The 25,993-nt window shown below is 48.6% G+C and carries 27 protein-coding genes; 9 read left to right on the top strand and 18 right to left on the bottom strand.

From position 1 onward, the window contains the following. Positions 1-8: 8 nt before the first annotated feature. The 13 genes from mcrA to QFX39_RS04850 form a co-directional block, all read right to left on the bottom strand. Positions 9-1,670 carry a coenzyme-B sulfoethylthiotransferase subunit alpha gene (mcrA, locus tag QFX39_RS04910; protein WP_237779332.1) on the bottom strand — a complete coding sequence of 554 codons (1,662 nt, stop codon included), beginning with the start codon at positions 1,668-1,670 and terminating at the stop codon, positions 9-11. Continuing rightward, complete coding sequence (mcrG, locus tag QFX39_RS04905) at positions 1,670-2,467, bottom strand: coenzyme-B sulfoethylthiotransferase subunit gamma (RefSeq protein ID WP_013296303.1); 798 nt, start codon at positions 2,465-2,467, stop codon at positions 1,670-1,672. The genes mcrA and mcrG overlap by 1 nt, the downstream gene beginning before the upstream one ends. A 15-nt stretch (positions 2,468-2,482) precedes the next feature. Beyond that, positions 2,483-2,968, bottom strand: coding sequence for a methyl-coenzyme M reductase operon protein D (mcrD, locus tag QFX39_RS04900; RefSeq protein ID WP_300477914.1), 486 nt, complete (start codon positions 2,966-2,968; stop codon positions 2,483-2,485). A gap of 20 nt (positions 2,969-2,988) precedes the next feature. Continuing rightward, entirely contained in the window at positions 2,989-4,320 is a 1,332-nt protein-coding gene (gene mcrB / locus QFX39_RS04895) for a coenzyme-B sulfoethylthiotransferase subunit beta (RefSeq protein WP_160322971.1), read from the bottom strand. 452 nt (positions 4,321-4,772) lie between these two features. Beyond that, positions 4,773-6,011, bottom strand: coding sequence for a polyferredoxin protein MvhB (gene mvhB, locus QFX39_RS04890; RefSeq protein ID WP_300477912.1), 1,239 nt, complete (start codon positions 6,009-6,011; stop codon positions 4,773-4,775). Between the two features lie 24 nt (positions 6,012-6,035). Then, a complete protein-coding gene (mvhA, locus tag QFX39_RS04885) occupies positions 6,036-7,454 on the bottom strand; it encodes a F420-non-reducing hydrogenase subunit MvhA (protein ID WP_300477911.1) in 1,419 nt (472 codons plus the stop codon). After that, a complete protein-coding gene (mvhG, locus tag QFX39_RS04880; RefSeq protein ID WP_237779327.1) occupies positions 7,455-8,381 on the bottom strand; it encodes a F420-non-reducing hydrogenase subunit MvhG in 927 nt (308 codons plus the stop codon). A 12-nt stretch (positions 8,382-8,393) separates the two neighbouring features. Next, the gene (locus QFX39_RS04875) at positions 8,394-8,819 is read right to left on the bottom strand and encodes a hydrogenase iron-sulfur subunit (protein WP_237779326.1); all 426 of its coding nucleotides are present in this window, start codon (positions 8,817-8,819) and stop codon (positions 8,394-8,396) included. Positions 8,820-8,988: 169 nt separating this feature from the next. Continuing rightward, entirely contained in the window at positions 8,989-10,506 is a 1,518-nt protein-coding gene (gene hmdC / locus QFX39_RS04870; protein ID WP_300477909.1) for a 5,10-methenyltetrahydromethanopterin hydrogenase cofactor biosynthesis protein HmdC, read from the bottom strand. Positions 10,507-10,621: 115 nt separating this feature from the next. Continuing rightward, positions 10,622-11,032 carry a hydrogenase iron-sulfur subunit gene (locus QFX39_RS04865; protein ID WP_300477907.1) on the bottom strand — a complete coding sequence of 137 codons (411 nt, stop codon included), beginning with the start codon at positions 11,030-11,032 and terminating at the stop codon, positions 10,622-10,624. Between the two features lie 9 nt (positions 11,033-11,041). Further along, the gene (locus QFX39_RS04860) at positions 11,042-12,190 is read right to left on the bottom strand and encodes a Coenzyme F420 hydrogenase/dehydrogenase, beta subunit C-terminal domain (RefSeq protein WP_300477983.1); all 1,149 of its coding nucleotides are present in this window, start codon (positions 12,188-12,190) and stop codon (positions 11,042-11,044) included. Beyond that, a complete protein-coding gene (locus QFX39_RS04855) occupies positions 12,186-13,211 on the bottom strand; it encodes a molybdopterin-dependent oxidoreductase (RefSeq protein ID WP_300477905.1) in 1,026 nt (341 codons plus the stop codon). Before QFX39_RS04855 ends, QFX39_RS04860 begins: the two co-directional genes overlap by 5 nt. 3 nt (positions 13,212-13,214) lie before the next feature. Next, the gene (locus QFX39_RS04850) at positions 13,215-13,574 is read right to left on the bottom strand and encodes a hypothetical protein (RefSeq protein ID WP_300477903.1); all 360 of its coding nucleotides are present in this window, start codon (positions 13,572-13,574) and stop codon (positions 13,215-13,217) included. Between the two features lie 604 nt (positions 13,575-14,178). On the opposite strand from QFX39_RS04850, the gene hmd reads away from it, so the two are divergent. The 9 genes from hmd to QFX39_RS04805 all read left to right on the top strand — a co-directional run bounded on the left by hmd (position 14,179) and on the right by QFX39_RS04805 (position 21,859). Next, positions 14,179-15,213: a 5,10-methenyltetrahydromethanopterin hydrogenase gene (hmd, locus tag QFX39_RS04845; protein ID WP_300477901.1), complete on the top strand. Its 1,035-nt coding sequence runs from the start codon at positions 14,179-14,181 to the stop codon at positions 15,211-15,213. A 100-nt stretch (positions 15,214-15,313) separates the two neighbouring features. Further along, the gene (gene hmdB / locus QFX39_RS04840; RefSeq protein WP_300477900.1) at positions 15,314-16,345 is read left to right on the top strand and encodes a 5,10-methenyltetrahydromethanopterin hydrogenase cofactor biosynthesis protein HmdB; all 1,032 of its coding nucleotides are present in this window, start codon (positions 15,314-15,316) and stop codon (positions 16,343-16,345) included. A gap of 122 nt (positions 16,346-16,467) precedes the next feature. Then, positions 16,468-16,947: a DUF3236 domain-containing protein gene (locus QFX39_RS04835; RefSeq protein WP_300477899.1), complete on the top strand. Its 480-nt coding sequence runs from the start codon at positions 16,468-16,470 to the stop codon at positions 16,945-16,947. After that, positions 16,944-17,705 carry a DUF1188 domain-containing protein gene (locus tag QFX39_RS04830; protein ID WP_300477897.1) on the top strand — a complete coding sequence of 254 codons (762 nt, stop codon included), beginning with the start codon at positions 16,944-16,946 and terminating at the stop codon, positions 17,703-17,705. Before QFX39_RS04835 ends, QFX39_RS04830 begins: the two co-directional genes overlap by 4 nt. 284 nt (positions 17,706-17,989) lie before the next feature. Further along, entirely contained in the window at positions 17,990-18,685 is a 696-nt protein-coding gene (locus QFX39_RS04825) for a Nif3-like dinuclear metal center hexameric protein (RefSeq protein WP_300477982.1), read from the top strand. 23 nt (positions 18,686-18,708) lie between these two features. Continuing rightward, positions 18,709-19,347 (top strand): ThiF family adenylyltransferase, encoded by a 639-nt coding sequence (locus QFX39_RS04820; protein ID WP_300477895.1) that lies wholly within the window; start codon positions 18,709-18,711, stop codon positions 19,345-19,347. Beyond that, positions 19,344-19,823 carry a FeGP cofactor biosynthesis protein HcgF family protein gene (locus QFX39_RS04815; protein WP_300477894.1) on the top strand — a complete coding sequence of 160 codons (480 nt, stop codon included), beginning with the start codon at positions 19,344-19,346 and terminating at the stop codon, positions 19,821-19,823. Before QFX39_RS04820 ends, QFX39_RS04815 begins: the two co-directional genes overlap by 4 nt. 66 nt (positions 19,824-19,889) lie before the next feature. Continuing rightward, a complete protein-coding gene (gene sufC, locus QFX39_RS04810) occupies positions 19,890-20,645 on the top strand; it encodes a Fe-S cluster assembly ATPase SufC (RefSeq protein WP_300477980.1) in 756 nt (251 codons plus the stop codon). Beyond that, positions 20,627-21,859 carry a SufD family Fe-S cluster assembly protein gene (locus QFX39_RS04805; RefSeq protein ID WP_300477893.1) on the top strand — a complete coding sequence of 411 codons (1,233 nt, stop codon included), beginning with the start codon at positions 20,627-20,629 and terminating at the stop codon, positions 21,857-21,859. The genes sufC and QFX39_RS04805 overlap by 19 nt, the downstream gene beginning before the upstream one ends. A 127-nt stretch (positions 21,860-21,986) precedes the next feature. On the opposite strand, the gene QFX39_RS04800 is transcribed toward QFX39_RS04805, so the two are convergent. The 5 genes from QFX39_RS04800 to QFX39_RS04780 all read right to left on the bottom strand — a co-directional run bounded on the left by QFX39_RS04800 (position 21,987) and on the right by QFX39_RS04780 (position 25,824). Then, entirely contained in the window at positions 21,987-22,253 is a 267-nt protein-coding gene (locus QFX39_RS04800; RefSeq protein ID WP_010876775.1) for a PRC-barrel domain-containing protein, read from the bottom strand. Beyond that, positions 22,207-22,842: a TIGR00454 family protein gene (locus QFX39_RS04795; protein WP_300477890.1), complete on the bottom strand. Its 636-nt coding sequence runs from the start codon at positions 22,840-22,842 to the stop codon at positions 22,207-22,209. The genes QFX39_RS04800 and QFX39_RS04795 overlap by 47 nt, the downstream gene beginning before the upstream one ends. After that, entirely contained in the window at positions 22,839-24,323 is a 1,485-nt protein-coding gene (locus QFX39_RS04790; protein WP_300477889.1) for a methanogenesis marker 14 protein, read from the bottom strand. Before QFX39_RS04790 ends, QFX39_RS04795 begins: the two co-directional genes overlap by 4 nt. A gap of 107 nt (positions 24,324-24,430) precedes the next feature. After that, positions 24,431-24,862, bottom strand: coding sequence for a universal stress protein (locus QFX39_RS04785; RefSeq protein ID WP_300477888.1), 432 nt, complete (start codon positions 24,860-24,862; stop codon positions 24,431-24,433). A gap of 5 nt (positions 24,863-24,867) precedes the next feature. Next, the gene (locus QFX39_RS04780) at positions 24,868-25,824 is read right to left on the bottom strand and encodes a calcium/sodium antiporter (protein WP_300477886.1); all 957 of its coding nucleotides are present in this window, start codon (positions 25,822-25,824) and stop codon (positions 24,868-24,870) included. Between the last annotated feature and the right edge of the window lie 169 nt (positions 25,825-25,993).

Below are 25,993 nucleotides of genomic sequence, written 5' to 3'. Positions count from 1 at the left end.
TGCTGGAATTATTTTCCAGCTGGTATGATGAGGTCCCTTTCACCCTCTGGCATGAACTCCCTGAGGGCACCTGCTGCGATTGACTTCCTTGGTGATGTGAAGTCAAAGGCGAGGTCCTTATCTGCAAATGCAACCTTTATGAGTGGGTTTGTACAGAAGGCGTCTCCGCGTGCAGCGTGTGGTGCCTGGGCGATACCAGCGTACTCTGGCTGGTGACCCACGTTCATTGCGTAGTTTGGATAGTTAGGTCCACGGAGTTCGTGTATGAGTCCCTCGTCGCTCCTGATTGAGAGTGAATTGGATGCACCGCACTGGTCCTGCAGGTCGTAACCGTAGAATCCGAGCCTGCTGTGGGCCTCCTTGTGGAGTATCTGGCTGAGGTACCATCCATTGATACCTGCGTTTGAGTTTCCGGTTGCGAAGGCTGTGGAACATCCTGCTGCTGCGGCTGCAACAGCTGCCCTCTGTGATCCTCCAAAGTGGTCCTCGAGGAGTGTTGGGTATTCCTCGTACTGTTCGAGGCTGTAGAGTGTGACCTCTGTTGAGATGTCCCTGACTACGTCCATTGTTGGTTTTGTTCCGCAGATTCCGTACTTGTCATCCACGTACTCCATACCATAGTAGACGAAGTCGTCCAGGATGTCGTCGGTGTAGGCTGCTGTGGCGTACTGTGTGAATCCTACACCACCTGACATGTATGATCCGAGCCATACCTGGTCGTAGAGTGCGGCTGCACCGGCTATGACCTCAAGTGAAACGTTTGCAGGGTCATCTGAAACCCTTGAAGCCTGAACTATATCTGCAAAGGTACCGAATGCCACTCCACCTGGCTCGTTTGGTCCCCTTGCCCTCCTTGCAGGCATTATTGTACCCATCTCTATAACGTCTGCGTGTTTTGCAGCGTATGAGAAGTCAGCGATTGCTGCTTCACCTGCACAGAGTTTGTAGGCGGATATGAAGCTCATACCGATCTGCATTGCAGACCATCTTGAAACTGTACCTCCGTCACAGGTCCTCACAACTATTGTTGGGACCCTGTTAACCTGGTAGGTCCTGTTTCCAATGTAGCTTTTGATCTGCTCGGCCTGTTCTTCAGGGAACTCCTTGTTTATGTCTATGAGTATCCTCTTGTCCAGTTCATCTGCCAGGTTGTCGTCTCCTGTGAAGATCTTGGCGTAACAGTCCTCCACGAGTCCCGGGTGGACCTCCACCATGTGCTCCTGGACCACAGCACCACCTGGGAGGGCGTGGTTGATTGCCTCCATGTACTCGTTGATTGTCTCAGGGGTTACCTCCACACCCAGCCTCTTCTCAAGGACTGCGTGTGCTGTGTCCATACCCACTATGACTGTCCTCTTTATGTCGTCCACCATCTGCTGGATGGCCGCGTTGTTCACGAAGTGGAGGTCGTCACCTTCAACGTAGGCGTCTGTTCCTGAGACCCTGTATGCCATGAGTTTCCTCTGGCCCAGTGGCACACCTATGTCAGGGTTGTAGAATGGTATTCCGCCCCTCTTTTCAGCAGCCTTCTTGGCGTACTCTGTGAACTCTTTTTTACGTGCGGACTGTTCCCATCCGCCAAAGCAGTAGAAGTTTGTGTATTTTTCGTCAGGGTCCTCCCCCTCAAACTTCTTCTTTAAAGCCTTAAGGAATAGTTTCTTTTCATCCATTAATCATCACCTAGCCTTTTTCTTAGGTCATCCTTGAATACGTCCATACCGAATCCGCCCAGGGTACGGCCGGTGTGTATGTTTTCAACAACTTCAATTGCCTCTTTATCATCCCTCATAGCGATGTTGTCCTTCCTGTAGATTGTGGTGATCTTCTTGAGTTCATCCTCACCGAGGGGCTGGCCCATGTCCACTGGCTCGTCAAGGGGCCTTCCAACCTGGTCCTTGACGTAGACCACGTGGCCCTTCTCCTCATCAAAGACGTACCTCTGGAGGGCGTCGAACATGAGGCCGTTTTCATCTAGCCTGAGGGAGTGTCCGTGAACTGTTGCACCCCTTATACCTGTTGTTGCAGGGTCGAAGAGTTCTGTTTCAACAAGTTCCTTTGAGACTCCCTCAAGGTCCAGTTCCCTCATTTCAATGACCTGCCTTCCTGAGAGTGTACCTGTGTCAACACCACGGTACCTCCACATGTAGGTCCTTGCCCTGTCGTAGGGCTGGGCAGGTGCATTGTACATGGAGTCTGCGAACTGGATGTACCTGACCCTCACACCTTCCTTTGCACCCTGTATGGGTTCAACCATGTCCCTGACGATGTCCTCCTCGAAGTCCATCTCATCCAGTGGGGGGTGCACTGATTTGTAACTTTCACCAGGGTTTCTGTGTCCCAGGACCTTGACCAGGTCCTCGTCTGATACTTCCCTTAATTTACGGAATTCGTAATCAGGGTCCATGTGTTTTCTTCTGTTTTCAGCTATCTGGGTTTCTCCAGGAGTGTACTGGGCTTTGTAAGACATATCATAACCTCACAATCATTTTATGTTAACAACGGTGTCCTTCACCCTTGAACTTGGATCAGCCATACCTATTATCCTGGGATCGATTTTGTCCTCAAAGTTGAGACCGTATTTGAGGTAATCGGATATGGTGATGTCCTTCTTCGTGAAGGCACCTATGAATACCTTATAGGGGCAGGGGAGCGCTTCCTTCAGGATTTCATCGATTTTGTCCATGTTCTCCTCCAGGGCCTCCGGGAGTATCCCCACTATGACCTCTCCGACCTTAACGCGGAGTTCAACCTCCTCTCCACGTACCTTTATCATTCTCCGGTCGCTGTGTTTAACCTCCGTGCCCCTGGCGGGTCCATAGTACACCCTGTCGGGTATGGATGGTCCATGAACCAGTACCCTGACTATACCTTCAAGTCCGTAGATGCTGTTCAGCAGTTTCTCAACGGTTTCGGGTTTCAGAAGCCTCTGGGGGAATATCTTAAGATCGACGAATCCTGTTTCTGGCATTTCAAACTCCCCGTTTCAGCCTATAACTGGTCCTTTATCTCTGCGGCGCCTTTTGCGACGTTGACTATTGGTTCTCTGAAGTAGTCTATTTCGCTGTAAACGGATCCTATGAGTCCTGATGTCTTTTCAACTGAGAACATCTGTGTTCCTGCGTCAAGACACATGGCTGCAGCCACGCATGGCAGGGCGAATCCCTTACTGTGCCTTGTTACGACGTGGTTTCCGTGGAATATACCTGGACCTCCACCGCCGTAGATGGAGTGGCTGAAGAATGAGAATCCTACTGCTGTACCCATGGCCCTTCCGAAGTCCACGCCTGGGAGTCCTGTCTCGTATTCAAGTATGTCGTTGTAGTAGAGCACTGTTGATGCAACGCCCTGGGCTGCCCTTGCTGCTCCCACGTTGACTATTGTTGCTGCAAGGAGTCCTGTTGCTGCGTATGCATTCCAGAGTGCCCAGTCGGCTGGTTCGTAGACCTTGTAGCCTGAGTTCATCTCCCTGGCCACTTTAACGACTCCGTCCTCAACTGCCCTTTCCACCAGTGATGCTATCACTGTACCGACTGTGCCCTTACCGTTCTCCTTAACCAGGTCAAAGAGAAGGTTGTTGGCGTTGAGTCCCTGGTATGCAAGTCCAAGGAGGTGCATCCTTTCGAATGCCCCGACAGCGTCACCTGTTTCGAACATTGCTGTCTGTTCGAGTATGGATGATAGTGCTGATGCGTTGAGTGTGTTCTTTCTTGTGATGGCGACGACGTGGTTTGCCATTATGTTCCTGAGGCCGTATCCAAGTCCCTCGAGGAGCACAGGTGGTCCGAGCAGTGTTGAGAGGTTGGCTCCTGTGAAGTCCACTGTCTGTGGGTATCTTCCCATGACAGCTGTTTTAACTGCATTTGCATCGAACATGTCCACATCGAATTCGTCGATGATTGCCTGTACAACGGCTGCCCCTGTGACAAGTGCTGAGACAGTGTAGTCTGCTGCCACACCCATCCTTGTTGTTGGGACCTGCACCAGGATCTGCTGGCCGTTGTTTATGAGGCGTATGTTTGTGTCGTCGTCCTCTGAGGTCTGGACGAGTTTTTTGACCTTCTCAGCGATTGCCTCTGCGTTTTCAACGATTGGCAGTTCAACTTCCCTTCCCGGGATGAAGTTGGACTTTCCTCCAAGGGCTGCCTTCTTGAGGCTTCCCTCGATTCCGGCCAGGTTCACTGCAACTGACCTCTTCACGTCGCTTACCAGGTTTGCTATTGTCGGGTTTTTAAGGGGGCTTATGGCTTCAAGAGGAACATCCTCCTCAAGGAGCTTACCATCTGCCCCATAGAGATCTATTCTGTCTTCATACATTGGCATGGTATTCACACCTCTTGGTTTTTATTTATTTATTAATAAAATTTATTAATTTATTATTGAATGTGAGGGGATTATGGAATCAGGGTTTTAAGTGACTTAAGAGGGTTTCATGGTTTTAACAGTGTTCATCTCAGATCCGATGTCTCTAAATGGGCCTTCAAGTTATACCGAAGTTCATCCTCCAACCTCCAGAGCATAGCTCATTATAGAACAAGCCATACTACACATATCGTTATTAACCAGTATTAATCCTGATATAACGGCTTATGCTTCATTTTCTGGACATCTATGACTCTATTGAATAAGAAAGAAGGATAATATAAATGTTTTCAAAAGAAAAAAAAGAAAAATTTTAAATATGAAAAATGATTTTTCATAAAAATAATATTCTGAATAATAACATATTGCATATGAAATTCAGGATCATCCTGAAAACAAAAAAAGAAGGGGGTTTATTTCAGTGACAGTGCACCCTTTGGACAGGCGGGTATGCACTGGTCACAGAGTATACAGAACCCTTTAAGTGGAACCTTCTCATCGGTGAGTTTCAGCATGTCGTATGGGCAGGCATCTATACAGTCACCGCACTGGTCGCAGAGGGCAGGGTTGTACTGGACCCTCTTCCTCTTGACAACCTCGCCATCAATGACCTTGTCCATATCCACAAGGCTGAGGGCGCCCTTTGGACAGGCCATGGTACATGCACCGCAACGTGTACACATGGCGAAGGATGGCTCCTCATCCACCTTCTCATTGTCAGGTAGCTTCATGCCCTCCTTCGTCACAACCCTTATTGCATCGTTGGGGCAGATGTTGGCACATGCACCGATGAAGTCACATTTTTCTTCATCCCAGACAAGGCCCTCCTCACTTGCAGGTTTTGCAGGTCCTAGTTCCACCTCAAGGTCTATGGCATCCACTGGACAGAGCTGTTCACATAGTCCACAGGCTGTACATATGGCTGGGAGTTCCACCGTAAGGTTTGATGACTTTGGAACTATGAAGTCACCAGGGCATGCCTCCACACAGGTGTTGCATCCTATACATGCCTCTTCATCCAGCTCGAATTTCTTGATTTCCTTGGCCCTCTTCTCTGGTTTTTTGCCTGAGATGTAGACGGCGTTCCATGGACAGGTCTGTGCACAGACACCACACTTTATGCATGTGTCCTCATCGATCTCTATGACTCCACCCACCTTTTCAAGGGTTATTGCGTCCACGGGGCATTCAGGGACGCACATTCCACAGCCGACACAGTCGGCGATGAATATGGGTCCTTCGATTTCCAGCTCAACCTTAGCTGGTTCCTTGATGCCCTCAACGCCTATGACACCCACAGGGCAGATGTCAACGCACTTCTGGCACATGACACAGAAGCCCTGAAGTGGAATCTTCTTGACCTTGCCCTCGTCAAGTTTGAGGATCTGTGGAGGGCAGACCTCCACGCAGTCCCCGCACTCATTGCACTTGTCAGGGTTGAAAACTATCCTGCCCTGTGTGTTGCCTGCCTCGTCAACCACCAGGTCCTCAATTTTGAGGGCACCTGTTGGGCAGGCATCGACACACTTGGGTTCCCCGCCGCAGATGTCACAGTAGATAACATCCTCCGGTGTTACCTCAATGGCTGCGGTAGGGCAGGTCCCCTGGCAGGCACCACACCTTATGCAGTCCTCTTTGTTGACAACTATCATTTTACCACCTTTACCCGGGTGAAATTAGATCCTTTTTACAAGGTCGCCTTCACTGTCGTATACTTCCAAGGTGGCAAGTCTCATCTGACTGTCAATGGTGTGTGTTGCGCAGGAGAGACATGGGTCGTATGCCCTTATGACCATCTCCATGAGGTTGAATATCTTATCATCCACTTCAACACCAGGTTTGATGTAGTCCTGGGCAACCTTCTGGATACCCATCTCCATGGCAGGGTTGTTCTGGATTGTTGCAACCACGATGTTTGCCCTGGTTATGAGGCCGTTCTCATCACAGGTGTAGTGGTGTGTGAGTGTTCCCCTTGGTGCCTCAACTATACCCACACCGTCGCCTGCCTGCCTTTCAAGTGAATCAGGGAATTTTTCTCCTGATAGGTCTCCTTCAAGTGCATCGGCTGCACATTCAGCACATGCGAGGAGTTCTATGAGCCTTGCCCAGTGGTACAGGAGTGTCTGCTGTGCGTACCCAAAGTTGTCCTGGAACTCCTTGAAGTGTTCCTGTGCCTTTGGAGCTGCATCGGGCATCTTGTCTGCGACGTTGAGCCTTGAGAGTGGTGAGACACGGTAGACGCCGTCAGGGTAGCCCAGGTCCTTTATGTATGGGAATTTGAGCCATGAGTATGGTTTAACGTGTTCAGCGATGGTGTCAGCGTAGTCTGCTGGTTTGAACTCCCTGAACATGTTTCCTTCCTTGTCCTTTATCCTCACTATACCATCGTAGACATCCCATACACCGTCCTTGACAAGACCTGTGTGGTATGTCTCGATGTTACCCAGTGAGTTCACGAGGTCAATGTTCTCCTCGAATATTGGAACTGCAAGTTCCAGGGTGGCCTCTGCCAGTTCAACGTTCCTCTGGGCCTTCTGAAGGAGGTCCTTCTGTGTTTCATCGTCCAGTTCTGTTGATATACCTCCTGGTGTTGAGGAGGTTGGGTGAATTGGCCTTCCGCCTGTGGCCCTGACGATTTCCAGAGCATTTTTACGTAACTCTATGGCCTGAAGAGCAACATCAGGTGCGTCCTTTATTATCTGGAAGACGTTCCTTGTCTTCCTGTCCTTACCTGCTATGAAGTCAGGGGCTGCGAGGAAGTAGAAGTGCAGGGCATGTGAGTGCATGTATGAGCCCCAGTTCATGATCTCCCTCATCCTGTAGGCTGCAGGGAGAATGTCATCAGGTTCGAATCCAAAGCAGGCGTCAACAGCCTTTGCGGCTGCCAGGTGGTGCTGCACGTCACAGATACCGCAGATCCTTGGAACTATCCTTGGGGCTTCCTCTATGGGTCTTCCCTGGAGGAATTTTTCGAATCCACGGAATTCCATAACATGGAGCCTTGTGTCCTCAACATTACCTGCATCGTCGAGGTGTACGGTAATCTTGGCGTGACCTTCAATACGGGTCACAGGTTCCATTGTGAGTTTAACCATCTATTTACCCTCCTTCTTTATTTTCATTGGTATGAGTGCTGCTGGAAGTGTGAATGTGTAGAATGTTCCAACAATGTCATCCAGCTGTTCAGCCACTTCCTCAGGGTCGACGGTTTTGTCCTCTTCGACCTTGTAGTCAGAGGCTATAGCACTTATCATTTTAGCACCCTGGTCCTCAACACGTGCTGTTGGACCGTAGCAGCCACGGCATGGTATAGCTATGCTCGGGCACTCTGCACCACAGATTGATATTGTTGCTGGGCCCATGCAGATGAGTCCCTGTGGTATGAGACAGAGGTCATCCTCTGGTTTACCAACCTCGAACTGCCTCTTTATGAAGTCCATTGCAAGGCCTTCTGGTGGTTTTTCCCTTGGGCAGACCTCACAGAGGTTTGTGCTTGGTAGTTCTATTTCTTCTCCTTTGAGGAGTGCAAGAACAACCTCAGCGACAACATCTGATCTTGGTGGGCATCCTGGAACTTCGAAGTCAACGTCTATGACCTCACCCAGTGGTTTAACCCTTCCCTCAAGGTGGGGTACCTCTTCGGATGGTATGACACCCTCTTCGTTTGGTGTTGATATGGAGTTGATGTAGGCTTCCTCTATGACCTCCTCCTTGTCCCAGAGGTTCCTGAGGCCGGGTATGCCGCCGTATACCGCACATGTACCGTAACTTATGACAAATTTGGCCTTTTCCCTTAGCTCCTCTGCGAATTCCCTGTTCTCATCGTTTACGATTCCACCCTCGATGATCACCACATCGAGTTCGGGGATTTCATCGTATTTTGTGTCCATTAAAACAGGGCTGAATTCAAAGTCAGCGAGTTCCATGACATCCAGAAGTGCTTCGTGTAAGTCTGCAATGGACAGATGGCAGCCGGAGCATCCTCCAAGCCACATTGTTCCTATTTTTGCCTTTTCAGCCATTTGACATCCTCCTTATGCTTCAGCTAGCTGTTTCTTGATTGGTGATGGGCCAAGAGCCCTTATCCTGTCAACCATCATCTTGACGGTTTCAGCGAATTTTTCACCCTCTGATGCGGATATCCAGTCGTGGTGGATCCTTTCCCTGCCAATTCCAAGCTCATCTGCCAGTTTGTAGATCAGCCTCATTCTCCTGTCGAGCTTGTAGTTTCCTGCGTCGTAGTGACAGTCACCGTGGTGGCATCCTGTTACGAGAACACCATCAGCGCCTTCCCTGAATGCCTTGAGAACAAACTGTGGCTCTATCCTTCCTGAGCACATCACACGGATAACCCTAATGTTTGTAGGGTACTGCATCCTTGCTGTTCCCGCAGTGTCTGCTCCACCGTAGGAACACCAGTTACAACAGAACATCACAATCTTTATGTCATCTTCAGCCATAGAGTTTCCTCCTTGCTTGGGTTGTACTTATAATTGTACTTGGTATATGGTTTAGGAGTGGCAAGTATAAAGGTTACTTATGAAACAATTTCGAAAATTTTATATGTGTGGTTAAAATTTTTATTATTTTTAATACCGCCATCTCCCCATTAAACCGTTCAGATGATGTTCATACAAGGGTCACCGCGTCTCTGAATTTCCCGGAAATTTTTGCAGCTATCTCCGGAATGGTTGTGGAAACTATGGCTGAATCCGAATCCCTGTATGCATCTGCATCACTGGAACCACCAGATCGGACCTCTGTTTTAATTTCTGATCGGAGGTTGTCCACACTAACCCATTCAACCCAGGGGTCACTGTCCACAAGTACGAATTCATCCACCATTCCATCAAGTTTCTTTGCAATCACCCATGATACGAATCTTGCTCCGAAGATTGCCACTGTCCCATGTACCTCGCCGTTTCTGGCCATCTCAGCAAGCATATCCACGTCCCTCTTTATCTCCACTCTCTCATAGAGTGGAGTTGATGGCAGGCATGCCCAGTGGGCGTCACCCACATATGTATGCCCGATGGTTTCCGGATAAACATTTTCCCTTCCTGAAGCCTTCACTGCAGCTGCAAGGGCCTCGAGCTGGGGCTTCTGTACTGGCACGGGTGTTAGGGCAGCCTCAACCTCCTCCCTCATTATCTTCATGACCCTCGGCAGGCCAAACTTACCCCTTCTTGCTGTGCCGGGACTGTAACCACACATGTAGCCATGGTGGTTCTTTGGAAATCCTGTTATTATGGCGTTCAGCCCTGCCCTCAACCCTATGCGGCACTCGTCCTCATATGCACCGTTGGTTGCAACGATTCTACCTGGTGTAAGGATTCTTGCTGCGGCAACAGCCCCTGCGAAGGCGTCGAGTCTATCAGATGCAAGGTTGAAGGGGCCACCCTCAAGTACGAAGACATCGACACCCATATCAAGTCCTGCCTCAAAGCCAGATATGAGGTCATCGTATCCGTCTCCAACAAACATTATGGCCTCAACACCCTTACCATGCTTCCTTGCAAGTTCAAAAACCTCACGTGCCTCATCAAGGGGTGCTGCATGGGTCTCAGCCCCCTGAACCGGTGTCAGGTTAATCGCCACAGAGGATGCGAGTTCAACCCATTCATCCCTGTCAGGCAGGCCCTCCCTTTCCTTTTCAAGGAGTCTTGAGTGTATTCTTTCGCGTGGACAGCCCTCAAATGGGGGTCCTTCAAGGTAACACTGCCCTCCACATCCTGTTATTGATCTGGGGAACCTCATGGGACCGTATCTTCCAAAGTGGTCAAGGTCCAGGGGGACCTCTGTGGTCTCCCGCACCTCCCTCATGAGCTCCACAGGTCTCATGCCGTAGTTCTCGGCTATATCTGCGAATGCATAGGCACATACGTGTATTGTTGCACCTATTGTGTCTGAAAGGATGCAGTTTCCAATAAGGTCCATCCTCTCAAGGTCAGATGCGCAGGTGCCCACAATGATCTCTGTGAGGTCACAGCCCAGGGGGAACCTCTTGAAGGTGGCTCCAAGCTTAATCTTATCCTCCCTTGAAAGGTCAGAAATTGCATCCACCACCTCGGTGACATCCCTGTCCATTTTCATGATTTCCCATGCAGTTTCAGGATTATCCACTGCTTCCCTGATGATATCGTGCATATTGTTTCACCTTTATAGGTCACTGTGATTCACTCTGATACTGGATGTTATAAATTTTGACAAAAATTATGGGTTAATAAGAAAATGCTGCTTTAACCCATAATTTTAATACCTGCTATTTTCCTGCCCTCTTCAGTGGCCCGAGGGATTTTACAGTCTCATAGAACTCTTGCATTGTTTTCTGAAATTTTTCACCCTCCGATGCCGATATCCACTCCCACCTGAATCTCTCCTTATCTATGCCAAATTCAGGGAGTATGTCCTCAATGAACCGGGCCCTTCTTTTCCATTTGTAGTTTCCTGAATCATAGTGGCAGTCCCCTATGTGGCATCCGCCCACAAATACGCCGTCTGCACCCTCACTGAAGGCCTTGAGTATCATCGAGGCGTTGACACGGCCTGAACACATCACCCTTATGATACGGACGTTGGGTGGATACTGCATCCTCGCTGTTCCCGCGGTGTCTGCTCCGCCATAGGAGCACCAGTTGCAGCAGAATCCAACTATCTTTGGCTCGAAACTCATCATATCACCCTAATCTTTCTCCCCGCTGTACATTGGGGGCAGTTCTTCACTCACCCCTGCTGTGAATCCTGTTCTGTCACGGTATTTTTTCTGTATCCTGTGGTAGATCCTTGCAATGGGTATGTCCATTGGGCAGACATCCTCGCACTGACCGCAGTTTATGCAGCTGAAACCCATGTGCGAGAGCCTCACTCCCTGGAATGTGAGGGGGTCTGGTGCCTTTTCATCTGATTCCAGGAGGTAGTCCTTTTCAAGTTCACATTCCCTGCAGAAGCATACCGGACAGGCGTCCCTGCAGGCAAAGCAGTTTATGCAGCGCTTCCAGTGCTCATCCCATTCATCCAGTGAGGGGTACTCCTCATCAAGGTATTTATCCTGAAACTTCCTTGCCATGCTGATCATTGCGTTTTCGATTTTCTCCCTTATCTTCACCATCTTCTCAGAGGGTTCCCGCACCTCAATGTATCCGCTGCTGCGGGCACCGTCAATGATCTCCTGACCTCTTTCAGTGTTAACCTCTATGAATGTCCATCCATCCTCTGCACCCCAGTTTCCACAGGCTATGTCAGCGTTACGCGGAACCATTATTTCGCAGCGCTGACAGTTCTCCCGTCTGCCGAAACCCTCCTCCTCAAGGTAATCGATTGATATCTCCCTGTGACTTCCGTCCCTGAGTTCCACTATGAATTTACCCCTATCGATCTCCTCACCCACAACATCATCAGGGTCTATCTCATAGAAGGTCTCTATCATCTCCCTGGCAGATACAGGGGCAAGGGTTCCGCCACAGTTCAATCCTATCTTGTATACTTTATCCGGGTCTATCTGGTGCCTCTTCTCAAGTTCCCTTATGGCCATTGCATCACAGGGTTTTACAGCGACAGCCAGCCTCATGTCACTTAGATAGCGGGAGATGAGGTCCCCTAACATGGTGGGTGCGCAGTGCAGGGAACCGCACGTTGACTCTATGCCTGACGAATCCTCAAGTAGGATGGGGATCCCATCATACACATCATCTCCCCTTTCCAGTGTTAGCACCGCATCCACGACTTCCCTATCCAGCATGTATTTGAATATGGCTGTCACCGCTCCGCCACATTCTCCTCTTCTCTGAATCTCCTCATCTGTAGCCCTTGCAAGGAGGTACTTCATTTCAATCACCTGCCGTGAGTATTCTTTCAAATATTTCCATGTCTGAGAGGACCCCTTCGGGTGCCTGCAGTGCGGGTTCGAGTTTCACCGTGTATCCTGCTGTGCTGGTATATGAACCCGATTTTTCACACCATGCTGCCGTTGGAAGGAAAATATCAGGTAGCACGCCTCCGGTTCTTATGGACTGGAGAATGAGTTTTCCTGATTCCACTGGCTCTGCAGCTGCACCGGGATCTATTAACCAGACAGAATCAAACTCCCCTTCATGAACAGGGGGTAGATGCTGCATCACACCCCTTGTGTTGAAGTCCTCAAAGATGGGGAGAACATCGAATTCATTTTCAGATGAGACCTCAAGAACGGGTCCTATGATTTCCGGTATTTCATGGGTTATTATAATCAGAGACCCCCCTGGAAGTTGCCGGAGATCATCCAGGATCTCCCTGTCATCTGAGAAGGTTCTGTGAAACCCTGAATTTACCGCCATCCTTGTGTCGTCCCTTCTGTCATAGGACCTCACCTCTGCCCCGGCGGCCATTGCATGGAATATCCTCCTACCTATGAGTGGGGCGCAGGTTATGGCATCCCCTATGACTGCTATGTTATCATAGTCTCTGATCTTTCTGATATCAATTTCAGGATAATCAAATTCAGGGAAGGCCGTTATTAAACCTGATTTTTTTATATCAAACTCTTCTATGATTTCTTTGAGTTTAAGTGCCTCCTCATTGGTGAGGGTTCCTGTTGTCAGGATGGATATGTCCTCTGATGAAAGAAGTTGAGTTAATTTATCCAGTGCCTCATCCCATTTCACTTCAGCTAGTTTCCCTGATTTTTTAACTCCAGGGGATGTTACTCTGTTCATCAATGGGATTTCATAGCAATCCCTGCCCGCTCTGCAGGTCTTTCCCTCATTGATAGGGTGTCTCCTGTGGGGGTAGGTTCCCACAGGTGCGCCGCCAATCTCCACAATGTTCACGCCACAGCCTGCGCTGCAGGAAGGGCATAAAGTGTGTTTCACCATCATTATCTACACCTCCAGATTTTTCACCTTACCCTGGAACTCATCAATACTGAGAAGTTCATTCTGGACCGTGATGGTCCTATCACGGCTTATGTTGAACAACCCAACCATGATGTTAAGTCCCAGGTCGATCAGAAGTTCTGATAGGTTTCCGGGAAGTTTCTCAGAATCTTCAAGAACAATCTTTCCCTCTAGCTTGAATTTCAGGGGTATTCCACTTCCTGATTCCCCATAAAATATGTATCCCACCGAGTTATTTCCAAAATCTGTGTAGTCAATTTTCCAGTCCATGTCAAGGCTCAGGGTACACGATCTTGGATTTTTCCCCGGGCGAAAAAGTCCAATCCTCTGAATCTGGATTTCCATACTTTCACCACAACCTCCAGTTTTATGTTTATCATAAGTATCTGCTAATAAGTATTACATATATAAATGTTTCTAAAATAAAAAAGCGTTTAAAATGCTTAAAAAAGAATTATAAAATATTTTTGTGTTTATTTTTTAATTTAATACTTTTAAAACGTTTAAAAATTAAAAAATAGTATTTGAGTGAGTTATAAAACTGGAATTAATATTCAAGTCTCTTTAATTAATTCATAATAAATATTTATTTTTTATTATTTATGGTGTTCCCGAGGAGAATACTGCAAAATAAGGGAACAGCACATCAATTTAACCTTAAGGATGCCTCTTCAATCTTCCGAATGAAATTAGAAACCGGGATTTGGGAAAGTTTAATATTAATATTTTAATAATTATGAATAGAGTATGGTGCCCCCGTAAAAACACACTGAATAACGTTCCTGCGGATTTTAATCAGGACCCCGTATGTAAAGGTTGCCCCCAGATAAAATAATTCCACTTATAAGCTTTTTGGTTTAAAAATTATCAAAAAATATATTTATAGTGGAAACCGATTAATCTGTACTACTAATAATATAAGTAGTATTACAGAAATGGAGTGATAGATATGAAACTTGCAATACTAGGTGCAGGATGTTACAGGACCCACGCGGCCAGTGGAATAACAAACTTTTCCAGGGCATGCGAAGTCGCTGAAATGGTTGGAAAACCAGAAATAGCCATGACCCATTCCACGATAACAATGGGTGCTGAGCTTAAAGAACTCGCAGGTGTCGACGAAGTCGTTGTTGCGGACCCTGTATTCGACAACCAGTTCACAGTCATAGACGACTTCGCCTACGAGGACGTCATAGAGGCCCACAAGGAGGACCCTGAAAAAATAATGCCACAGATCAGGGAAAAGGTCAACGAAGTCGCCAAGGAGCTTCCAAAACCACCAGAAGGTGCAATACACTTCACACACCCTGAAGACCTTGGATTTGAAATAACAACAGATGACAAAGAGGCCATAGCAGACGCAGACTTCATCATGACCTGGTTCCCAAAGGGTGACATGCAGCCAGACATAATAAACAAGTTCATAGACGACATAAAACCTGGTGCAATCGTCACACACGCCTGCACAATTCCAACCACCAAGTTCTACAAGATCTTTGAACAGAAACACGGTGACCTGGTAACCAAACCTGAAACACTCAACGTAACATCCTACCACCCAGGTGCCGTTCCTGAAATGAAGGGACAGGTATACATTGCAGAGGGCTACGCCTCAGAGGACGCAATAAACACCCTCTTTGAGCTCGGACAGAAGGCCAGAGGTAACGCATACAGGCTACCAGCAGAACTCCTCGGACCTGTCTGTGACATGTGCTCAGCACTGACAGCAATAACCTACGCAGGTATACTCTCCTACAGGGACTCAGTTACACAGGTACTCGGCGCACCTGCAGGTTTCGCACAGATGATGGCCAAGGAGTCCCTGGAGCAGATGACAGCCCTCATGGAAAAGGTTGGAATAGACAAAATGGAGGAGCACCTCGACCCTGGTGCACTCCTGGGTACAGCTGACTCCATGAACTTCGGAGCATCAGCAGACATACTCCCAACCGTCTTTGAAATCCTCGAGAAGAGGAAAAAATAACCGGGCGCCAGCCCAAAAAATTTATTTATTTTTTTAACCAACTGATTTATACTGATCCAACTGACTTTTATGTTCCCAAGCAGCTGAAACTGGTGTTAAATTGATGGACAAAATACTCAAAAAGGCGGCTGAGGGATACCCCCTCGATGATAAAGAGATTATACGGCTATTCCAGATAAATGACCCGAAAGATTTTGCCCTTCTCATGGAAACAGCATTCAGCATCATGAAGGAGCGCAGGGGGGTTATCAAGCTCACATCCACAGTCCACATAACAAATATCTGCCAGGTGAGGCCAAGGTGTGGCTACTGTGGATTTGCCGCTGGAACATCACGTAATGGATACTACACCTCATTCTTCAAAACCGATGAGGAGATCCTCGAAGCCGCCAGAATAATAGAAAAATCGGGAATACCCAGGGTCAGCTGCTCAGGAGCCCATGGATTCAACGGTGAACACGCCGTCAAGGCCACGGAGATAGTGAAGGAGAACACCTCACTTGAACTGCTCATAAACGTTGGGTCCGACCTTAACAGGACCTCAGTGGAGAAACTTGCGGATTATGGTACTGACACGATATGCTGTAACCTTGAAACCGTCAACAGGGATCTTTTCAGGCGGGTTAAACCCGGCGAGAAGATAGAGGATCGGATAAGAGTCTGTGAACTTGTATGTGAAAGTGGAATAGAATTATCAAGCGGTCTGCTTATAGGTCTTGGTGAGAGTTACGCTGACCGCCTTGCACACCTGAGATTCCTTGGTGAATTTGAAACACTTGGAGAGATACCCATCATGGGATTCAACCCCTACCCTGGAACTCCCATGGAGAACCATCCACCCTGCCCCCTTGAGGAACAGATGAAGACCATAGCCATCACACGTATCATGTACCCGGATATAAGGATAACGGTTCCAACACCCACCATAGGTCCCGAAAATGTCCGCTTCTCCCTCATGGCAGGGGCAGATAACCTTGCAACGGTTATACCCGACGGTTACCCCCATGATGTTAAGGGGGTCGGGTCCCCAAGGTACGGAAACCTCAACGATGTGCTTAGGGTTGTGGATGAGATGGGACTGAAGCCCCAGATATCAGCAAACCCCGCAGCTGATGGGGTTGTCCTGCTCTGATTTATCAATACGGACGGGTGTAGTCATATAGCCTGTGCATACCATTAATCTTATCAATACAGTGGTCTGGTCTTTAATAGCCCTTGAATACCCCAAGTCTTATCATATACAGTGGTGTGGTCATGTTAGAGGATATAATAGCCAGTGCATACCTTGAGTCTGCAGAGGATCGTCGAAGAGGAGACCGTGAGGAGGAAGTTAGAGCTGTAAGGGACTACATTAGCGGCGCTCAAAGGATTGTAGTGCCAAACTGGAACCAGGAAAAGGTTGATGTGATAAATGAGGTCCTAAGATCCTTCAACCTGCGGGAGGCAGAGCACCTTCAGTTCAACACCAACTGGGCGGACCTCACAAGGATGCCTGCCGTTACAAAGGCCATCATGGCACTTGACATATCAGGGGCGGATCTTGTTATTGCACGGGGACGGCTTGGGGTCCCTGGTTCCGGATCTCTCCTAGTGATCATGGACTCGAGGGGGAGGATCCTTTCAGCGTCCATGTCACCACCACACGTTATACACGAAATGGACGTTCAGGATGCCGTGAGATCCGAGATAACCAATGCCCTTGAGAGGATAGGCTTCAGCAGAGGATCAGAATGAAACACAATGAAACAGGCATAACAGAGACGGTTAAAACATTCTTCTCCACATACAGGGTATATGATATAATCAAGCACATATCCACAGTCAAATCGACCGCAGTTATTGAATGGCTCACTGAAATCGATATGAAACCTGAAAGAGCCCTTATAATCGGCTCATACTTCACAGGTGCAGCAATTGCAGGTTCACTTGACTGCGATGTGACCGTTGCAGACATAAACCCCCAGACACGTTTTATCCTTGATGACAGCGTGAAGTTCCATGGAGGTGTTAGGGACCTCAGGGGTCACTGGGACCTCCTTGTTGATACCACGGGTCTCGGGGGTGTCACCGAGGATGAAATGAGAGGCATCACTGCAGAAGCGTTCATCGTTGAGGACCCAACATCAGATGGCAGCGATGAGACTATAAGGAGATTCAACAGGACATATGATAGACTCAGAATGGTTGAATCAGACATTTCAGGGGCCCTCCACACCGATGGCATTGGCGCCAAGACCTCAGGTACAATGACGCTTACAGTGGAGGTCATGAGGAGGTCCATGGCCGATGCACTTGAATTTGAGGGCGTGCTCTATGCAACAGCAACCCTTGAATTCTTTGAGAGGATACTCTTTAAGGAGGGAGATCCCGAAAGATTCCTGAGACGCCTTGAATCCCCCTCCCTCGTGGTTTCATCACTTGAAGAGCTGGACTGTGATGGGATCATAGAAGGGAACCTTGGGATGATAAAATCAAGGATAATTCCTGAATAACCGGTGAAACCTCCTAAGCCCACTTGAAGGTGATGCAGTTAACCAGCAAGACCACATACTGCTCATCCATCATCGTCAAAGGTGATAATATCAGAATAAAATCAACGAACTCCTCACTGCATCCGTAAGCACCTAAAAGGTCAAAGGTGATAATATCAGAATAAAATCAACGAACTCCTCACTGCATCCGTAAGCACCTAAAAGGTCAAAGGTGATAATATCAGAATAAAATCAACGAACTCCTCACTGCATCCGTAAGCACCTAAAAGGTCAAAGGTGATAATATCAGAATAGAGTCATTTATAGAGTTCATGGAGAGCCTGGCCCCGCCTGAACTTGCACTTCCCGGTGACAGGATAGGATACCATGGCCCTGAAATTGAGGTTGAATCCGTCCTGTTACTCATGGACTACCTGGAGGATGTGCCTGTGGATGGGTATGACCTCCTGGTCCTCCACCACCCACCCCAGGTTGAACCTCCGCTTCCCTACTATGTTGCACATTCCAACTGGGACGTTGCCGATGGTGGTGCCTGTGATGCCCTCGCAGACGCCCTTGGACTGGACGTTGAATCCTTCCTTGACCCCGAAACCGGACTGGGGCGCATATGTCATGGGGACATTACACTTGAGGAGCTCATGGAAAGAATACATGATCTGATGCCGGGGGTGGTTAGGGTCGTAAACCCCAGGGAATACCTGGACAGGGTGGCTGTTGTAGCAGGTTTCGGTCTCTCAGACAGGGACCTCATAAGAATGGCCTTCTCTGAGGGAGCCCATGTTTACCTATCAGGTGACCTCACCCATGCCTCGGCAGTTCTTGCAAGAAACCTCAACATGACACTCATCGATGCAGGTCACCATGCAACGGAAATGCCGGGACTCCTGAGGCTCCTTGATATGATAGAGGACCTCGGGCTGATGGTGGACCTTATTGATACAGGTACCCCCTGGACAGAGTACCGCTATGAAACATTCTAGTATTGCACAAGCTGGTGATATGATTGGAGATCTCTGAACTTGAAGGTAAAAAGGTGCCCCACGGAGAGGTCACGCTTGTCGGTGCCGGGAGACTGGGCTTCCGCACCGCTCTCAACCTCATGCAGATCCACCGTGGGGGCCCTGAAAGGATAAAGGTCATCGACGGCCAGAGGGTATCTGCAGATGACCTGATATTCCGCCTCATGGGGGCAGAAATAGGGGAATACAAGGTGAAGTTCATTGAATCCCTCGCCTGCGATGGCTTTTCAAGGACCGTTCAGGGCATACCCGAGTACATCACAGCCAATAACCTTGACCTCATAGGTGGGGATGTGGTCTGTGTGGAGATTGCAGGAGGTGACACCCTGCCCACCACCGCAGAGATAATTCGATACGCCCAGAAGAAAGGTGCTGCCACCATCAGCACCATGGGTGTGTTCGGGATAGGTGAAGAGGACGTCTCAGTGTTGGATATAGATGAAGCTGACCCTGAAAACCCCATTGCAGCATATCTGCAGGCTGAGGGTATCCATGAGCACGTACTTGTGGGTACAGGTAAACTCATAAGGGACTGGGAGCCTGTAACGCCCCATGTCCTGGACAGGGTCTCAGAGGTTATGACGGCAGAGATACTCAAACTCCTTCGGGGTGTTCAGAGATGATAAGGGTTGCCACGGCAGAGTGCTTCACCCATGGCATCGTTGGAAGGGAGATACACGCCTACTCCATGGGCTACCCCATGAACTACCACTGGAGGGTCGATGCTGAGGTCTCACTCGTGGCTGGTCTCTTCATACCCACCCTTTCAGGTGTGCGGAGCATCCTCAGATTTGAGCCTCCAGAACCCTCTGCCACCCTCAACGACATAAAGGTTTACACTGAAAAGGAGGATGAAAGGGTGGCCCTCATGATGGCCCGCTCTGTCAGAAGGCTAACAGAGGCGGATATAGGTATAGGTACAACTGCGGGTACAGGGCGGGGTGGTATTGCCGTTGTATCAGATGATAGGGAGGAGGTTATAAACTCTGATGTGGAGGCAGACCTCAGATTTTCAGGGACGGATGAGATCCTTGCAAGGCAGGAATCAGGGATAAGGAGGGCGCTGGAGTTATTTGAGTCATTTATCGCCCCCCCATAATATCAGAAGTTATTTATTGTATCACGTTATACTATTCTAAGGGAAAAATAATAGGTGGTGGTTTGACTGCTTCTTGAAATAACCGACCTTGCGGTCGAGGTTAGCGGAAAACAGGTCCTCAGAGACATAGACCTATACATCGACAGGGGTGAAACACATGTCCTTCTGGGCCCCAACGGCTCAGGTAAGAGCACCCTATTTATGACAATACTTGGTTTTCCAAAGTATAAGGTCACAGATGGTCAGATACTATTCAAGGGGAAGGATATAACTGATATGAGTACAACAGAGCGGGTGAGGATGGGTATAGGTGTGAGCTTTCAGAACCCCCCTTCCATAAGGGGTGTGAGGCTCATGGACCTCCTCAAGGTTGAAAGTGGCCTCAGCACAGATGATGAGCTGACACCCGAACTCAGGGAACTTGCAGCCAGGATGAAATTCGATGAGAGCTTCCTTGAAAGGGATGTTAACCTTGGATTCTCAGGGGGTGAGGTGAAGAGGTCCGAAATCCTTCAGTTACTTGCACAGAGACCTGACTTCATAATGTTTGACGAGCCAGACTCCGGTGTTGATATAGAAAACGTTGAACTCCTTGCAGAGGAGATCAACGTCCTCCTGGACAAGGATAAGAAGCCAGGTATGAGGCAGAAGGCGGGGCTCCTCATAACCCACCTGGGCTACATACTGAACTTTGTGAATGCCGACACGGCCCATGTCCTCATGGATGGCCGTATTGCATGTTCAGGTAACCCCCAGGAGATAATTGAGGATATAAGAAAGGATGGATTCAAGGGGTGTGTTGAATGCTGCGGGATACACTGAAGAAGGCTGAGAAGGCAAAGGACAAGAAGGCGCTCTACGGTGAGGACATCGACCTTGAAAGGTTCATAAAGGAAGAGGCTGGTGAACACGAGGAGGTGACAAGGGCCAAGGAGGTCCCTAAGGATGTCCAGAAGACCCTGCTGAGGGTCGGCGTGGACCCTGAGGAGAGGGAACGTGCAGGTACATTCATACAGGTTGACCAGTCAGGCATCTGCACAACATGCGCCTCAGAGTCAATCGAGATCATGGGTATGAATGTTGCCCTTGATAAGTACAGCTGGCTCAAGGACTACATGTGGAAGGCCGTCGCAGTTGACACCGACAAGTACACAGCCACAACGGCCCTCCGGGAGGCTGAGGGAGAGATGGGGGGCTACTTCATAAGGTCAAAGCCCGGTGCACGTGAGGTCTTCCCGCTTCAGGCATGCATGTTCATAGGCGATGAGAGGGTAATGCAGACTGCCCATAACATCATAATCGCCGAGGAAAATTCCGAGCTCCACATAATAACAGGCTGTGCAACTGGTGAGGATGTGAGTTCAGCTCTACATGTGGGTGTATCCGAATTCTACCTCAAACCTGGCGCCAAGATAACATTCACAATGGTGCACAACTGGGCTGAACAGGTTGATGTGCGCCCACGGACCGGTATAATGGTGGGTGATAACGCAACCTACATAAGCAACTATATACTCACAAGCCCGGTTAAGAGCATCCAGTCCTACCCAACGGCCTACTGCAGCGGTGAGAACTCACGGGTTGTTTTCCAGTCAATACTTGGTGGACAGAAGGATTCAGTCCTTGATATGGGATCAAGGGTCATCCTTGAGGGCAGGGGCTCAAGTGCAGAGATGGTCTCACGTGCAGTCTCAAAGGATTCATCCCAGATATACTCAAGGGGCCACCTGGCTGGTCGTGTGCCTGAGGTCAAGGGGCACCTTGAATGCCATGGTCTTGTGCTATCAGACGACTCCATGATATATGCGGTCCCTGAACTTGAGGGAAGTGCAACAGAACTTGAAATGTCGCATGAAGCTGCGGTGGGTAAGATAGCCGAGGAGGAGGTCATGTACCTGACATCAAGGAGTCTCACAGAGGAGGAGGCCGCCTCAATGATTGTGAGGGGATTCCTGAGTATGGATATAACTGGCCTTCCACCTGAACTGGCGGCTGAAACAAAGAGGATGCTTGATATGAGCCTCAAGGGTATGTGATATTGCTGGGGATTTCCAGCAATACTCATTTTTTAAGTAATAAGTTAAGAGAATGAACAGATATTAAACCATCTATTTCTTAAAGAATAAGTTAAGAGGCAGGGCTAACGAATCAGATAATATCAGCTTATTCTGCAATTATTATGAACTCGCCAACCTTCTCAACCTTCCCGAATGGGACAAGGAGATAGTCACCCTTCTTCTTGGCGCCCTTGACTGTAACGTTTCTCCCGCTGTCAACCTTAATGACAACGTCTGTTATCTTTCCTGTTTTATCGTTGATTATGAGCTCCTCAAGCTCCCCAAGGATACGTGCATTGTTGGTTGCAACCTGGTAGCCCTTTATTTCACTCCAGTACTTCTCTTCCCCTTTTATGAGTTTCTTCTCTTCCATCATTCTCACCTAATTTTTCCAGGACATGCAGATCACTGCAGCTATTTATGTTCACTGCCAGCTCCAGCATGGAAACCTCAAGGATTCTCTGATCTTGTACTCTGTTTTTACTCATTAATATATTTACCCCGCAGGGTACTAATCCATCCATTGAATCTGAAAAGTCGAGCCCATGCATTCTGCAGAGTTTTTCAGGTACAGCCACACAGAGGGCCTCCTCACCACCCGCCAGGTACTCCCCTATTATCCAGTCAATGGTTGATGGGGAGATCAGCGGTAGATCTGCATTTATAACCAGAACAGGTTCATTCCGGGATTCCTCAAGGTACGAGAGAACCTCCTGAAGGTCCTCAACGTAACCCCTCCCTGATGCCCTGAATACGTCGTACCTCCCCTTCACATGTTCCTCTGTGAGGGGTGTATTTGGGCTCGTTACAACTATTATCTCATGGACACTCCCGGAAGAATCAAGGCTACCAAGGACATGATCTATCATCGGCCTTCCAGATATTTCAAGGAGGGGTTTTTCACATTCAAGTCCCAGACGTGTTCCCTTCCCACCAGCCATTACAAGGGCCAGCATGATCATTCAATCCATTTATCCTCTTTCTTTGACTGGAGCTTTCTCCTCATTCCCAGTATGCATGGGCCGTTCTGTCTTCCGCCTAGAGGGGTGTGGGGTGTTCCCATGGAGTTCATGCACCTCGCCATGACAGCCGCCCCGAGTGCAAGGGCATCGGATACAAATATGCAGTCCTTGAAGCGATCAGCCACATATTCCAGTATGAGTTTGGGTTTTGTGCCTGTTATACCTGCCCTTCCTGTAACCCCGAGGACCGAGCCCTCCTCGATGACGCCCTCATCAAAGGCCTCATCTATCAGCCTCTTGACTATCAGTGCACTCACATGGTCCAGTGTGGCAAAGAGGGTGTGTATGCCGTCCTCCTGGTATATGTTATGTCCAATCTCTGTCAGTTCCTGAAGTTTATCCCCGTTTTTACCGGCGTCGCACCCTATCAGAGTTGTCCCTGCGCTGTATGCAGCCTCTGTATCCACCGGGACTGTGCCGAACCTTTTCCTGTTGACCGGTACCTTCCTTATACCGATTATCTCATCGTGTATCATCTCAGCGTGTTTCCTTGCCTTCTTCCAGTTGGCACCCTTTAGAACGGATTTCTTGTAGAGGTCAAGTGCGGCCCCACCCCTGCAGTCCACCATTTCGGTTCCCCTGATTATGGCATCGGATATTGCACCTGCAAGGCCGCAGAAGTTTCCAATGGTCCTTGCGTAGGGTTCATCGGAATTGACTATTCTGCCTGCAAGGGTTGTCCCAAAGTCCAGGGAGACGCATGGGTTTCTGTAATCAACAGTTGTCCACTTTGAGCCCACTTTGATACCCGCGGTTACAAGTTCACCCTCCATCTCATTTGCAACGACCTCCCTTCCCGTCGGGGGTATGACACTTGCAACCGCGCCATCGAATATGACCCTGTCAAGGTATGAGAAGTCCCTGAGGCGTTTGGGGATGTTCTCTATGGAGAGGGCTGGGGCCATTTTCCTTGGGGGTATTCCTGCTGCGAGACAGCCATCTGCAAGGGCTATTATGAGTTTACCCACCTCCTCAGGTGATCCAAAGCCGGCTGTAACACCAGTTGACCTCACCACAAAGTCAAGGTCCTTTTCTATGTCAACCTTAGCCCTTCTGAGGGACTCATGTATTGTGTCCCGCACCAGTTCAGAGACAGATTCCTTTGTGAGTTCAACACCCCATACCGTCTTACCGAATACCTCCTCGCCCTCCTTAGGGGGTCTTATGTCACGGGTCATCTTCACGGTCTTGTCAAGGAGGTATGTTCTGCTTGTGTTGAGGTTGGTGGCTGTCAGTATGCACTTGGTTGTTGTGTTACCCAGTTCAACCGATGCCACTATATAGTAGACGTCCGGGCGCATTGAGTAACCGGACCCCACGGTTTTCTTTGTGAATGGTGCTGTTTTTGTATCCTCTATGCTTATGAATCTGCTCTTTGCAATAATTGGCTTTGGACCAAATAGTCTGCTCAAAAATGACAACTGATTACCCCCTGATTTAATGTAATATTGTATCCAGGGGGATAATATAAATTTTATGAATAAATCCAGATGAAAAATAATAAAAGGGAGTGTCCAGTGGGCTTTAACTAAACCGTCCTCACCAGGTGTATGGTGCAGGGTGCGTAGTGCACCACCTTCTCTGACACACTGCCAAGGAGGTGCTTGTCAACCAGGCTCTTACCTGTACCCATTATGATGACGTCAACGTCCTCCTCCTCTGCAAGTTTAACTATTTCATCTGCAGGGTCACCCTCGAGCATGACCCCCCTGAACTTCACGTTGGGGTTCTCTGGACCTGTGAGTCCCTTCTCCATGTCCCTGAGGATCTCCTTACCCTTCTCTGTTAACTCCTTAACCATCATCTCCTTAACCTTCTTTGGGGTGAGGAATGGTACAGAGGTATCAACCACGTAGAGGCATATAACCTCCGCCTCCCTCCCATGGAGGAGGTCCAGGGTGTGCTCTATGAGTTCATCCATATATTCTCCCATTGTTGGAACCAGAATTTTCCTGTACATTTCAATCACGCCAGTACAAAGAGTCTCATGACAACGTACGATATGTATACTGCAAGTAAAATTATGCCCCCACTCCTTTTAAGTTTCATGTCACCCTGCTTTATAAGTAGCACCAGGAGTACCGTCACAAGTATCATGATTGGTGCGTCAAAGCTGAGTGAAAGCGGTTCAACGGGTACCGGGGCTATGAGAGCAGGGACACCTATACCCACGAGTATGTTGAAGGTGTTGCTTCCAAGTACCGTGCCTATTGATAGTTCATGAAGCCCCTTCACTGCAGATGAGAGTGTAACCACAAGTTCCGGTATGCTTGTACCTATGGCCAGTGTGAAGAGACCCATTATCATGGGGGGTATCCCTGCAATGTCTGCAAGTTCCACGCCACTGTATACCAGGATTCTGCAGCCTATAACAAGACCTGTAAACCCTAAAACCGTCAGGGCAAGTTTTTTAAGGTCAAGTGGTTCCCTTTGGGTGTCATCGGAATTCTCATCAGAATATGATTTCTGGGCCTTTATGAGTCTCCAGAGGTAAACAGAGTAGAGCAGGACCATTGCAATCGCTGCCATTCTACCTATGTCTCCCATGAACATGAAAAAGAGCAGTATCAATCCTGTTATGAGGGTGGCGCTGAAGTCCCTTTTAAGGCCATCGGCGTTTGTTTCTATGACTCCTGCAACCAGTGCAGATATCCCGAGTATACCTGCAATGTTCCATATGTTTGAACCTAGTACACAACCCACCCCTATGTCTGTGCTGCCTGAGAGTGACGCTATGAGTGCCGAACCAAATTCAGGCAGGGACGTTCCGATGGCAGATGCTGTAACACCCAGTATGACTTCGGATATGCCCAGTGAGGATCCAAGATCCACAAGGTTATCCACAAAGATATCTGCAGATTTTATAACCAGAATCAGTGAGACCACCAGTGCCGCTATAAGAATCAAGACCCTTTCAAGCAAGTTATCACCACTGAAAAACCTTTCTTCATTCCCTCAAGACCAGTATATTAATTGAATATTGACACTTAAACCTTTGTGTCGGAAATATGTTGCCGTTTTCTTATATTTAAATTATTTCGTTATAATAAAAATAAAATTTTTAGTAATAATAATGGCCAAAAAAAGAAAT

The sequence above is a fragment of the Methanothermobacter sp. genome, assembly GCF_030055425.1.
GTDB lineage: Archaea > Methanobacteriota > Methanobacteria > Methanobacteriales > Methanothermobacteraceae > Methanothermobacter.
This window is presented reverse-complemented; position numbering and strand designations above follow the sequence as displayed.